General features: G+C 38.3%; 11 protein-coding genes. 7 read left to right on the top strand and 4 right to left on the bottom strand.

Annotated elements, in window-relative coordinates:
- Positions 1-114: 114 nt before the first annotated feature.
- The 3 genes from PL_RS01565 to PL_RS01575 all read right to left on the bottom strand — a co-directional run bounded on the left by PL_RS01565 (position 115) and on the right by PL_RS01575 (position 2,362).
- The gene (locus tag PL_RS01565; protein ID WP_041885409.1) at positions 115-966 is read right to left on the bottom strand and encodes an AraC family transcriptional regulator; all 852 of its coding nucleotides are present in this window, start codon (positions 964-966) and stop codon (positions 115-117) included.
- Between the two features lie 84 nt (positions 967-1,050).
- A complete protein-coding gene (gene aqpZ / locus PL_RS01570) occupies positions 1,051-1,755 on the bottom strand; it encodes an aquaporin Z (RefSeq protein ID WP_041885412.1) in 705 nt (234 codons plus the stop codon).
- A gap of 148 nt (positions 1,756-1,903) precedes the next feature.
- Positions 1,904-2,362, bottom strand: coding sequence for a GNAT family N-acetyltransferase (locus PL_RS01575; protein ID WP_041885415.1), 459 nt, complete (start codon positions 2,360-2,362; stop codon positions 1,904-1,906).
- Positions 2,363-2,493: 131 nt separating this feature from the next.
- Between PL_RS01575 and modA the strand changes: the two genes are divergently transcribed.
- The 7 genes from modA to PL_RS01610 all read left to right on the top strand — a co-directional run bounded on the left by modA (position 2,494) and on the right by PL_RS01610 (position 10,877).
- Positions 2,494-3,306 carry a molybdate ABC transporter substrate-binding protein gene (modA, locus tag PL_RS01580; RefSeq protein WP_348620845.1) on the top strand — a complete coding sequence of 271 codons (813 nt, stop codon included), beginning with the start codon at positions 2,494-2,496 and terminating at the stop codon, positions 3,304-3,306.
- Between the two features lie 15 nt (positions 3,307-3,321).
- A complete protein-coding gene (gene modB / locus PL_RS01585; protein ID WP_041885421.1) occupies positions 3,322-3,993 on the top strand; it encodes a molybdate ABC transporter permease subunit in 672 nt (223 codons plus the stop codon).
- Positions 3,990-4,616 (top strand): ATP-binding cassette domain-containing protein, encoded by a 627-nt coding sequence (locus PL_RS01590; RefSeq protein WP_052496522.1) that lies wholly within the window; start codon positions 3,990-3,992, stop codon positions 4,614-4,616. The genes modB and PL_RS01590 overlap by 4 nt, the downstream gene beginning before the upstream one ends.
- A gap of 11 nt (positions 4,617-4,627) precedes the next feature.
- Positions 4,628-5,428, top strand: a complete 801-nt coding sequence (map, locus tag PL_RS01595) for a type I methionyl aminopeptidase (RefSeq protein WP_041885483.1) — start codon at positions 4,628-4,630, stop codon at positions 5,426-5,428.
- A 215-nt stretch (positions 5,429-5,643) separates the two neighbouring features.
- Positions 5,644-8,238, top strand: a complete 2,595-nt coding sequence (locus PL_RS01600) for a phosphatidylglycerol lysyltransferase domain-containing protein (RefSeq protein WP_041885423.1) — start codon at positions 5,644-5,646, stop codon at positions 8,236-8,238.
- 8 nt (positions 8,239-8,246) lie between these two features.
- A complete protein-coding gene (locus tag PL_RS01605; RefSeq protein ID WP_041885425.1) occupies positions 8,247-9,677 on the top strand; it encodes an AcvB/VirJ family lysyl-phosphatidylglycerol hydrolase in 1,431 nt (476 codons plus the stop codon).
- A 9-nt stretch (positions 9,678-9,686) separates the two neighbouring features.
- Positions 9,687-10,877, top strand: coding sequence for an anhydro-N-acetylmuramic acid kinase (locus tag PL_RS01610; RefSeq protein ID WP_041885426.1), 1,191 nt, complete (start codon positions 9,687-9,689; stop codon positions 10,875-10,877).
- Between the two features lie 5 nt (positions 10,878-10,882).
- Here the strand turns inward: PL_RS01610 and PL_RS01615 are convergent, their stop codons facing one another.
- The gene (locus tag PL_RS01615) at positions 10,883-11,911 is read right to left on the bottom strand and encodes a hypothetical protein (protein ID WP_152620374.1); all 1,029 of its coding nucleotides are present in this window, start codon (positions 11,909-11,911) and stop codon (positions 10,883-10,885) included.
- Positions 11,912-11,961 lie beyond the last annotated feature (50 nt).

An 11,961-nucleotide genomic window follows, 5' to 3' on the forward strand; every position in this document is an offset into this window, starting at 1 on the left:
AACTGAAAGTTATGCTCAAAAAACAGAGCATAGCCATTAATTGCAGATATAAGCATTTCATCGTCTGGCAAACTTAAATGTTATGGAGGTCCGGATATAGGACTGGTTAGTACATCACAGGTACTGATTATTCTTTTTTCTGAAATTTACAGGACTTGAATTCGTGTATTTACGAAAGAATCTGGAAAAATAGGAGGTGTCATTGAAACCAAGCGTAAAGGCTATCTCTTTGACATCGAGACTGGTTAGGGTAAGCATTCTTTTGGCTTCAAGTAAGATACGTTCACGGATCTGATCGCCGGCAGTAGTCCCTGATTTAGTACGGCATACCTGATTTAAATAGTTAGGGGTAACATTCAGTATATTAGCATAGTATGCTACATCGCTATTGGTATGGTAGTGTTTTTCCAGTATAGTAAGAAATCGGTTAAGGAGGCGGTTATCTGTACCGGGTATATGTATTTTGAATGTTCCATTATAAGCACGTTTAAGTAAGATTAAAAGGATCTGAAGCTTATGCTGTACCATTTCCATATAAAATGACACTTGTTCATCTGCTTCCTGAACAAGTGTTTTGAGTGCTGCGGTTATTCGTTCATTGTCTGTTTCATTAAGCTGAAAAGAAGCTTTTCCGGAAGCTGTGAAAAAAGGGAATTTTTGCTGTACCTGTAAAAGGAAATCCGGAGAAAACATGACCTGGAAACCACTGGTGTCAACTGAAAAGTTCCACTGATGTGCCTGTCCGGGCGCGAGAAAGAATACGGTTCCTGGTTTTACCTGGTGCTCAAAAAAGTCTATAGTATGAGTGCCGGTACCATGTTCTATAAGTAAAACCATATAGAAATCATGCTTATGTGCCTGAGGTATAACAGGCATGCTGATTGGCTGATGGTGTACAATCTTAAAATCTTCTCTGTTATAAGGCAGGTTAAAGATCTTCTCTATGCCGACTGTGGGTAATAACATCAATGGGATTTAATGATAAAAGACCCTGCCTTTTTTTACCTTGAGCAATAAGCGGCAGGGGCTTTTTGTTGGGGATATATCTGATTAGTTTTTCTCCAGCATAACACGCCATACTATAGCACTCAGAATACTGCCCAGGATAGGGGCGGCAATGAATAACCATAATTGACTGATTGCTGTGCCACCAACTAATAATGCAGGACCAATACTTCTGGCAGGATTTACAGATACTCCGGTTACCTTGATCCCAACAATATGGATTAACACAAGACTTAAACCAATTGCTAAGCCCGCAAAACCACCGTTGATGTTTTTTGTAGAGGTGGATCCGAAAATAACCATCAGGAATATAAATGTAAATACGGTCTCTGCAACGAAACCTGCAACCAGACTGTAATGACCGGGAGAACCGGCTTCATAACCATTTTGCCCTAATCCGCCGGCAAGTGAGTAGCCATCTTTGCCAGATGCAATAAGATATAAAATTCCGGCACCGGCAATAGCACCCAATACCTGAGCAATAATGTAAATAACTGCCTCGCCAGCTTTCATACGGCCGGCCACAACCATACCAATTGAGATCGCCGGATTAATATGGCAACCAGAGATATGACCAATGGCATAAGCCATAGCTACCACTGATAAACCAAAGGCAAAAGATATGCCTAACAGACCAACACCACTAGTGCCATCAGCACCTGCAATTACAGCGCTGCCACAGCCCATTAAAACCAGTACAAGAGTACCAAAAAACTCGGCTGAGAATTTTGAAAAAGTAGTTGTTTCCATGTGAGATTTAATTAAATTAATATAAATAGATAAATGATTTTTAGGTATTAAAAAAACATACCTCTAGTAATATTAAGTATATTTTTTTAATACTAGACAAATAAATGACAATTTAATTCTGTCAAATAACAAATTAATTTTATCTTAATTAAAGCTTACTTATAGGCCTTATCATATCAATATGAATGATATCATCTTCTAAGTATTCTTCACCGGTTACTATAAAACCAAACGACTCGTAAAATGATTTCAGGTATAACTGCGCACCGATTTTAATTGGCTTATTTCCATACAGGCGAAGACAGTTTGAAATAGCCAGAAAAACCAGTTGTTTGCCAAAACCTTTTCCTCTGGCAGCGGGACTGCTTACTATTCTTCCAATTGAAGGTTCCGTAAATGATAATCCCGCAGGTACTATTCTTGCATAAGCCATTAGTTCTTTATTTTGATAAAGCATCAGATGCTGGCATGACATATCTTTATTATCTGCATCCAGAAAGACACATTGTTGTTCTACCACAAATATTTCACTTCTCAGTCTTAGTATTGCATAAAGTTCTTTTACCGTAAGAGAATCAAAAGGTTTACATATTTCGGTATATTCCATGTCGTATTTTAAAATTTAAATGTGTTTTCAAATAACGGTTTTTATTTCTGTTTGATAACTGATTTAAACATACTAATTTTGAATATCCGCTTTAGCTGATAAATGTTTAAAGTATTACAGATAAAAAGAACTTGAATTATAAGCCGTTAGCCAGCCAGAATCCAAAATCAGTATATTTCAAATTGGGTTATCACTTAAAAAAAATCGTTTTATTACTTTTTATTGCTCTGACTATTCATCAGGCCGGAGCTCAACCGGTGAGGGTTGCTGTGGCAGCAAATGCTCAGTTTGTTTTGCGAAAACTGGCGGATGATTTTAAGCAGAAAACGGGAATAGAAGTAGAGGTTATCAGCGGATCATCAGGAAAATTGAGTGCCCAGATAAAGAATGGAGCTCCATATGATATATTTTTATCAGCTGATATGGATTTTGCACAAAGTATTTATGCAGATGGTTTTGCGTTGTCGAAACCCAGAGTCTATGCTTTAGGCAGCCTGATAATCTGTTCCGCCACCGGAGCTGATATCGGGAACTGGAAAACTTTAATTCGTGATCAGAAAACCGGTAAAATAGCTATTGCAAACCCTGTTCTGGCTCCCTATGGTAAAGCTGCGCAACAGGCTTTGAATTATTACAAAATCTACCAGGACGTATCCCCACGTCTTGTATTTGGAGAAAGCATCAGCCAGGTAAATACTTATGTGCTGAAAGAGGTAGTCAATATAGGCTTTACTACAGAATCACTGGTTTATGAACTTTCTGCTGCAAATCACTTTAAATGGTTAAAAATAGATACCAGAGCATATTCGCCAATTCAGCAGGGTGCGGTGTTATTAAAGTATTCAAATAATAAGAATTTTACTAGAAACAAGAGATTTTATGATTATCTTTTCTCTGCTGGTGCGAAAGCTATTTTTGGCCGGTTTGGTTACAGAACCCAATAAAACTTAAAAAAATTAATGGAATGGACTCCTATATGGCTCAGCCTTAAACTTGCTGCCTGTACTACAATTATACTTTTCGTAATTGGTATTCCATTGGCTTATTGGCTTTCAAGACGTAGTTCAATGGTCAAAGTAGTGATTGAAGCCGTGTTAACTATGCCATTGGTTTTGCCACCATCAGTTCTGGGATTCTATCTTTTACTTACCTTCAGTCCAAACAGCGTATTAGGAAACTGGTTGCATACCTATTTTAATATAAGCCTGGTTTTCTCTTTTGAGGGACTGGTAGTTGCTTCAGTAATTTATAGTCTTCCTTTCATGGTAAGTCCTGTTAAATCAGCGCTTGTCCATTTGCCGGCCTCTCTGGCAGAAGCATCCTATACGATGGGGAAGTCCAGACTGGAGACATTTTACCGCATACAGCTTCCAAGTATTAAAGCATCTTTATGGACAGCGACTGTATTGACTTTTGCACATACATTAGGAGAATTTGGTGTTGTTTTAATGATAGGGGGGAAATTGGAAGGAGTTACTAAAGTAGCATCTATTGCTGTTTATGATGCTGTTGATAATAATCAGTATAAAGAGGCCAACCAATATTCTATGGTTTTATTTGCAATTACTTTTATAATTGTAATTCTGGTTTTTGTTCTAAATAGAAATTCTGTAAGGGGGCCGCTGGAATGATTAAAGCAACAATACATAAAAAGATTAAAACCTACAGAGGAAATAGCCAGCTTATTGTACAGGCAACTTTTCCTTTGCAATCAATAACCAGGGTATATGGATCTTCCGGTTCAGGAAAAACAACATTTCTGAAAATTCTTGCCGGGCTAATCACGCCTGAAAAAGGAGAGATTTTTGTAAAAGAAAATTGCTGGCTTGATACCGCAAAAAAAATCAACTGGAAGCCGCAACAACGTCGCGTTGGATTTGTATTTCAGGATTATGCCTTATTTCCCAATATGACTGTGCTCGAACATCTCCGGTATGGTACTGCAGACCGGCCGCTGATAGAAAGATTATTGCAGATAGGCAGGATGGAATCATTTAAACAGCATAAGCCACAACAGCTGTCAGGCGGGCAGCAGCAAAGACTTGCAATTCTGCGTGCACTTGCATTAAAGCCAGAATTATTACTGCTGGATGAAGCCTTTTCAGCATTGGATGACGATTTGCGTGAAGCCTTAATTATTGAATTGAAAGTTATTTTAAAAGAGTTTAATACTACAACTATTATAGTCAGTCACCATTTGCAGGAAACGGTAGGTTTTGCAGACTGTGCATTAAAAATTGAACAGGAAAATTAACGTTTAAACAGATGATTATAATTAAAACAGAAGAGGAGGTAGAGTTGATCAGGATTAGCGCTACATTAATTAGTTCGGCCCTGGCTGAAATTGCTAAAGTGCTCAAACCCGGTATGACCACCCTAGATCTGGATAAAATAGCTGCTGAATATATTCAGGATCATGGAGCTGTACCTTCATTTCTTAATTATGAGGGTTATCCGCATCATATCTGTACTTCTGTCAATGATGTGGTAGTTCATGGTATGCCGGATCACATACCTTTACGTGATGGAGATGTGATTTCTGTGGATATAGGCGTTATTAAAAATGAGTTTCATGGAGATCATGCCTATACTTTTATTCTGGGCGATGCAGAACAGGAAGTAATCGATCTGGTAAGAGTAACTAAAGAGTGTCTTTATGAAGGGATTAATCATGCTGTGGCAGACAGTTATTTAACTAATATTTCAAGTGCGATACAAAGACATGCAGAAAGCAATGGTTATGGTGTGGTAAGAGAATATGTAGGGCATGGTCTTGGCCGTTCTATGCATGAACATCCGCAGGTGCCAAATTTTGGAAGGAGAAATGAAGGAATATTGATGAAAGAAAATCTTGTTCTTGCTATTGAACCGATGATCAATCTGGGTACTAAGGATATAAAAGTATCTAAAGATGGCTGGACAGTCAAGACAGCAGATGGGAAACCATCGGTGCATTTTGAACATGATGTTTGTACCAAACCAGAACATGCGTTGATTTTATCTAACTATACGCTGATCGAAATCGCTGAAAAAGCTAATACTAATCTTAATTCTTCATACTACTAATGCATTTTTTCACCTGATGAATGCTTAAAATGAGATGAAATACGTGTAGTGGTGATTTATTATCATTTCAAAATCAGGGACAAAGAAAATGTAAACTCTATGTGGAATAGTTTTATAGAATTAGTTTAAGCTAATTCGGCTTGTATGATTCTTTAATCAGTATAAATGTCATACTTTTGCTACGTTCCTAGAAATTGAAAAAGCGTCACTGATACATGAAATTACCTGCTCAATATAACCCGGTTCCTTTTATAAAGGATAATTATAAAATCATTGCGAGTTATATTTTTACACTATTTTTTATTGGTTTGGGGATCTGGTTTATTCAACATGAAAAAGCAGAACTTCAGCAGGTAAAATATCTGGTTTTAACTTCTAAGTGGGATTGGATAACATTCGGAATTGCACTCAGTGTAGTCTATATTTTTATGCACGGACTGATGTATAAATACTCGTTTAGTGCAGTAGGCAGTAAGGTTAGCCTCATGGATTCGACAATGCTGTATCTGAAAAGAAATTTTATCAGCGTGTTTTTACCAGCCGGCGGGGTTTCCTCTCTTGCTTTTTTTAGCGGAGAAATTGAACAAAAAGGAGTAGCTAAATCCCAGATCAATTTTGCCTCCTCTATTTATGGCTTTGTGGGTATCCTTTCTGTTGTGGTTATGGCTATTCCGGTATTTATTTATGCTATTTTTAAAGGAAGTATAGGCGCTGGTGAATGGATCGGGTTGATTGCTATTTTTGCACTGATAGGAGGGATTTATCTCATGTACAGGTCTATTGCTACCAATGGAAAGTTCTATCAGCTATTGATTAAATATATACCCGCAGTAGAAGTCTTTCTGTCTGAATTCAGAAACAATCAGATTGAACCACGAAGTTTTATCTGGACCTTTGTTTACAGTATGCTGATCGAAGTAATCGGTGTGGTCCACATCTATATTGCTATGGTAGCACTGAATATAGAACCATCATTGATTATTGCTACGATTAGTTATGTGGTTGGCGTAGTATTCCTGATTATTTCTCCATTTCTGAGAGGTTTGGGGGCCGTAGAAGCATCTATGACTTTTATGCTGATTCGTCTGGGTTACTCAGAAGCAGCAGCTGTTTCCGTTACTTTTCTTTATCGTTTCATGGAGTTCTGGATTCCTATGTTACTGGGGGCATTAAGTTTTCTGGTCAAAATCAATAAATTACTGATGCGGATAGTACCTGCACTGATGATTTTGGCATTGGGCATAGTGAATATAGTTTCTGTACTGACACCTGCTATTCATGAGAGATTGGTCTTCCTGAAAAATTTCCTGCCTATTTCAGCTATCGCAGCATCCAACTACTTTGTACTTGTTGCAGGTTTATTCCTGCTGGTTACAGCAGCATTTATGCTCAGAGGACTAAAAATGGCCTGGTATTTTGCATTAGGACTTTGTGTGTTTTCTCTGTTTGGAAACCTGACCAAGGCAATTGATTATGAAGAAGCACTATATTCAGTCATCGTAATTATCGGATTAGTTGCCTCAAGAAAAGAATATTATGTAAAACATAATTCAAGATTGCGTTTTATAGGTATTCAGACTACTTTACTCAGTGTGGCGGCAGTAGTTTTATATGGAACTGTTGGATTTTATTTTCTGGATGCCAAACACTTCAATGTAGATTTCGGTATTCTTCAGTCCGTTAAATATACCTTAGAGAATTTTGTTCTGATCGATAGTACAGATCTGGTTCCTCAGGATGCTTTTGCCAGAGGATTTCTTTATTCTATAAATATAAGTGGATTCCTTTCCGTTGCTTTTCTTGTTTATACCCTGATCCGCCCATATATTATTAAAGATACTACAGATGAAGAAGAGTTTGAATGGGCCAGAACGCAATTGGATAAGTATGGGAATTCTGCAATGGATTATTTTAAAACTTACCAGGATAAACTGATTTATCGATCTCCAGATCTGGAAGGTTTTATTTCTTACCGTATTGCCGGAAACTTTGCAGTCGTTCTGGAATCGCCGGTTACGGCTCCAGAAAATTTAAAGGCATTTATTAAATCATTTGATAAATACTGCTTTGAAAGTGGTATGAAAAGCTTTTATTACCGTGTAGCAGAAGAACATCTTGAACCTTTTATTAAAAGCGGTAAGAAGAGACTATTTCTGGGGCAGGAAGGGGTAGTTAATCTAACGACTTTCACACTCGATGGCGGAAATAGAAAATCAATCCGTAATGCCCTGAAAAAAGTGGGCGAAAAAGGATTCCATAGTAAGATATATGAAGCTCCCGTTAAAGACGGTTTACTGCAGAAAATAAAATCTGTATCTGATGAGTGGCTCGAGGAAACAGAAAGAGAAGAGATTGTTTTTTCTCAGGGAATGTTTAACTGGGAGGAATTGAAAAATCAGACCATTATCACTGTTGAAAATTCAGAAGAAAAAATTGTGGCCTTTTTGAATGTAATTCCAGATTATGCTAAAGGTGAAGGTACTTATGATTTAATCAGAAAAACCAGTGATGCACCAAATGGAGTTATTGACTTTATCCTTGTAGAATTGTTTAAATATTTAAAAGAGAAAGGCTATACCTCTGTAAATATTGGTTTTGCACCACTTTCAGGTCTGATGGATCCGAAAAATCTTCCGGAACGCTCTCTGAAGTTTGCGTACGAAAAAATTAAATCTTTCTCTCATTACAAAGGATTGCGGGATGCAAAAGATAAGTTTTCACCTGTATGGCATAATAAATATCTGGTTTATGCCCAGGACTATGATCTTATCCAGATTCCTGCAGTGCTGGCAAAAGTGATAAAACCCTAATTAAACCTATGAAAAGACTGATTCTTGTCATCGCATTATTTTGTTCCGGCAAAGCATCTTTTGCGGTAAATAAAGAAGAATCATTGCATTATGGTCCGTTTGGTAAGATAGTAATCTATCATCCTGTTCAAAAACCAACTTCAGTAGCTTTATTTGTTTCAGGTGACGGGGGCTGGAAAGATGGAGTAGTTAACATGGCGCAGCGGCTCACTGAACAGGGGGCTCTGGTATTAGGGATAGATGCCCGGAATTACAGGAAAGCACTGGCTAAAAGAAAAACTGACTGTTATTATCCGGCTGCAGATTTTGAGCAGCTGAGTTTAATGATTCAGAAGAAATATAAATTCAGCAATTATACCAAACCGGTTCTTTTAGGTTATTCATATGGAGCAACACTGGTTTACGGAATTCTGGCTCAGGCACCTGCCAATACATTTAAAGGAGCTGTGGCATTGGGCTTTTGTCCTGACATTGAGTCGAAGAAACCTTTTTGTAAGGGAAGCGGACTGACTCAACATGTGCTCAAGCCTGGGGTTTCTTTCTGGCTGGAAAGAACCGAACATCTTACTGCACCATTTATTGCATTAAATGGATTTAAGGATGAAGCCTGTCCTTATGCAGCTACAGCTTCTTATTTGAAGGATATGCCCATGGCACAATTGATTGAATTACCTAAAGTTGGGCATGGTTTTGCTGTTGAAGCAGATTGGTTGCCTGCATTTACAGCGGCTTATCAAAAAATAATCAATACCCCCTCTTTTGCAGAACGTAAGCAGGGGGAGAATAAAGAGCTCAGGACACAGTCAATTAAGCTCTATGGAGAAGACCTGCCACTAACTATTATTCCTGCTGCTAAAAAAAATAATCTGCCGTTGATATTTATGATTTCAGGAGATGGTGGATGGACAAGTTTTGACCAGTCTCTGGCGGAATCACTTGCCGAAAGAGGATTATCGGTAGTAGGGCTGGATGCCCAGAAATATTTCTGGGATGCCAGAACACCAGAAAAAACTACGGCAGATCTGAGCAAGGCTATTTTGCATTACAGAGAACAGTTCAACAAAGACAAATTTGTACTGGCTGGTTATTCTTTCGGTGCTTCAGTTATTCCTTTTGTAGCTGACAGATTAGAGCCTGTCCTGAAATCACATCTTTCAGCCGTACTCTCCTTATCACCCGATGTCACAGCTGATTTTGAAATTCACGTGCTGGATATGATCAGCCTGGGCAGTAGTACAGAAACATATAATGTACAGGCAGAGATGAAAAAAATAAAGAATATTCCAGTAATCAGTTTTTTCGGAAATCAGGAGGGAGGTGATATAGCTGCAAGGTTTATTAAAGCAGGTTTGAAAACAGAAATTATTCCCGGAGACCATCATTTTGGAGATAACTTTCAGGGATTATCCCTTGATCTTTTGAAAAGTATCCCGCAATAAGTTAATACCATGAATGCACAGATTTCAAATTTAGCCAGGATAGCTTCAGCACCATCGAGAATTATTATCGGGCTGATGTCCGGAACATCAATGGATGGTTTGGATATAGCCCTTTGTGAATTTACAGGGGCAGGTCTGAATACTCAGGTTAAGGTGCTGCACTTTATCACCATGGCCTATACGGAGTCCTTTAAAGAAGAACTGAAATCTGTCTCTTTCAAGTCCCGGGTTGAACTGGAAAAAGTTACCCTGTTAAATGCAGTTATAGGTACTTATTCAGCAAAACTGATCTTACAGGCATTAGATCAATGGAGATACCCCTTAGCATCAGTCGATCTGATTGCAAGCCATGGACAGACTATTTATCATGCGCCTGTCTCATTACATCAACATAAGGATTTCCCAAATGCGACATTGCAGATTGGTGACGGAGACCATATTGCTGTAAAGACCGGGGTAATCACCATCAGTGATTTTAGACAGAAACATATTGCCGGTGGAGGAGAAGGTGCACCTTTAGCTGTTTATGGAGACTATTTGTTGTTTTCAAGTCCAGAAGAAAATCGTATTCTGCTGAATATTGGTGGAATATCAAATTTTACATACCTGCCTTCAGGAAGAAATCCGGATCAGGTATTTTCTACCGATATAGGTCCGGGAAATACATTGATGGATCAGTATGTTCAGTTAAATTACCCTGGTAAGTATTATGATAAAGATGCTGGGCTTGCAAAACAAGGAAAGCCCAATCGGGAGCTGGTAAAGGCACTGCTGAATCATCCTTTTTTTAAACAGCCATTTCCAAGAACTACAGGGCCGGAATTGTTTAACCTGTCCTATCTGCTTGAAGCGCAAAAAATATCCGGACAACTATCCGTTTCACCTGAAGATGTATTAGCTTCATTGTGCGAATTCACAGCTTCCTGCATTGTTGACGCAATTAAATTAGCAATTAATCAGCAATCTTTTCAGGTTTATATCAGTGGTGGCGGAATGCATAATCCTCTGCTTTTACAGAAAATTAGTGAAGGTCTGGGGTCTGAATTACTTAACACTCAGGACCTGGGTGTTGATCCTGATGCGAAAGAAGCAGTACTTTTTGCTTTACTGGCAAATGAATGTGTGGCAGGTGGACAAACTGACTTTGGCCAGCGTCGGGGAATACCCAATGTGACGATGGGAAAAATCAGTCTGCCTTAAACTATTTATTTACTATTGTACAGTGCCGATTGATTCAGTTCTATACAATACTGAGTAATCCAGCTTCCCGCATCATCCACATATAAAATATTAGGTTTATTCTGATGCGTGATAGTCTGATCATCAATCCATTTGTTAATCTGCGTTTTCAGCACTTTATTTGCATTTCTGGCATGGGTGATAATACTTTTATGACGGGATAATACATTGGCTAAAAATACAGCTCCATCAAAAACGGGGCTGTTCTGATCTGATTCAAAAGCATTACATACCATTGCGGCTTCTTTGGCACTTTGGGTGAGCTGCCAGTCTAAACGGATTAAATCGTTAGCTGCGACCTGTGTTTTTAAGGTGTTAAAGAACACAGATTCTGCCAGAATCAGCTTTTTTAGATTATTAGTAGCTGCATATTCTCTTCGAAAATTGAGCATTTCATCTGATGCACCAATCATGCTGTTGAATACAATTCCGGGATTGTCAAATTTAGCCGTTTCAAATGCAAGCAGAATTTTTCCCTTAAGATCAGCAATTTTAATATCTCCCAGTTTTTTATTCCCTGCAATATATACATGATCTTTTCCAATGATATTGACAATTTTCTCTGCCAGTTTCGGGATTGCAATTTCTTTGGGGCAAAAATGACTGAAAGTGAAAATCAGAAACTCAGATCTGTTCTTTTCGAGGAACTTTTTTGAAGCAAGCAGAGCTGGTTCCAGTTCTTCTCCGTATCCGCCACCTATAGCATCATCCATACAGTCCGAAGAACTATGTTTCAGGTATAGCGTATCTTTTAAAATGCCGGCACGCAGATCGAACATTCTGATACCAGAGATCATTTGTTTCTCTATATTCAAAGATTGGGTAAGCGTATTACATTCATTAATTGTACCTTTCTGGCTACCTCCGGTAGCTGTTAATACAGACATTCCGGCATCATGAGAACCAGGGATAACAATGTCTTTAAGTGTATAATGTCCTTTTGAACTATCAAATATATCGCCCATCCAGTGAGAGAGATCGATATTTGAACCCATTAATGTATTTTTTTTTACAGTTTGTGCCTGCAGTAAATCAGGGCAGAAGA

The sequence above is a fragment of the Pedobacter lusitanus genome, assembly GCF_040026395.1.
Lineage (GTDB): Bacteria > Bacteroidota > Bacteroidia > Sphingobacteriales > Sphingobacteriaceae > Pedobacter > Pedobacter lusitanus.

Coding starts and splice junctions, on each gene's coding strand:
- PL_RS01600 (WP_041885423.1), top strand. CDS start 5,644: ATGAAATTACCTGCTCAATATAACCCGGTTCCTTTTATAAAGGATAAT.
- PL_RS01575 (WP_041885415.1), bottom strand. CDS start 2,362: ATGGAATATACCGAAATATGTAAACCTTTTGATTCTCTTACGGTAAAA.
- PL_RS01605 (WP_041885425.1), top strand. CDS start 8,247: ATGAAAAGACTGATTCTTGTCATCGCATTATTTTGTTCCGGCAAAGCA.
- PL_RS01615 (WP_152620374.1), bottom strand. CDS start 11,911: ATGGGTTCAAATATCGATCTCTCTCACTGGATGGGCGATATATTTGAT.
- PL_RS01610 (WP_041885426.1), top strand. CDS start 9,687: ATGAATGCACAGATTTCAAATTTAGCCAGGATAGCTTCAGCACCATCG.
- aqpZ (WP_041885412.1), bottom strand. CDS start 1,755: ATGGAAACAACTACTTTTTCAAAATTCTCAGCCGAGTTTTTTGGTACT.
- PL_RS01590 (WP_052496522.1), top strand. CDS start 3,990: ATGATTAAAGCAACAATACATAAAAAGATTAAAACCTACAGAGGAAAT.
- modB (WP_041885421.1), top strand. CDS start 3,322: ATGGAATGGACTCCTATATGGCTCAGCCTTAAACTTGCTGCCTGTACT.
- map (WP_041885483.1), top strand. CDS start 4,628: ATGATTATAATTAAAACAGAAGAGGAGGTAGAGTTGATCAGGATTAGC.
- PL_RS01565 (WP_041885409.1), bottom strand. CDS start 966: ATGTTATTACCCACAGTCGGCATAGAGAAGATCTTTAACCTGCCTTAT.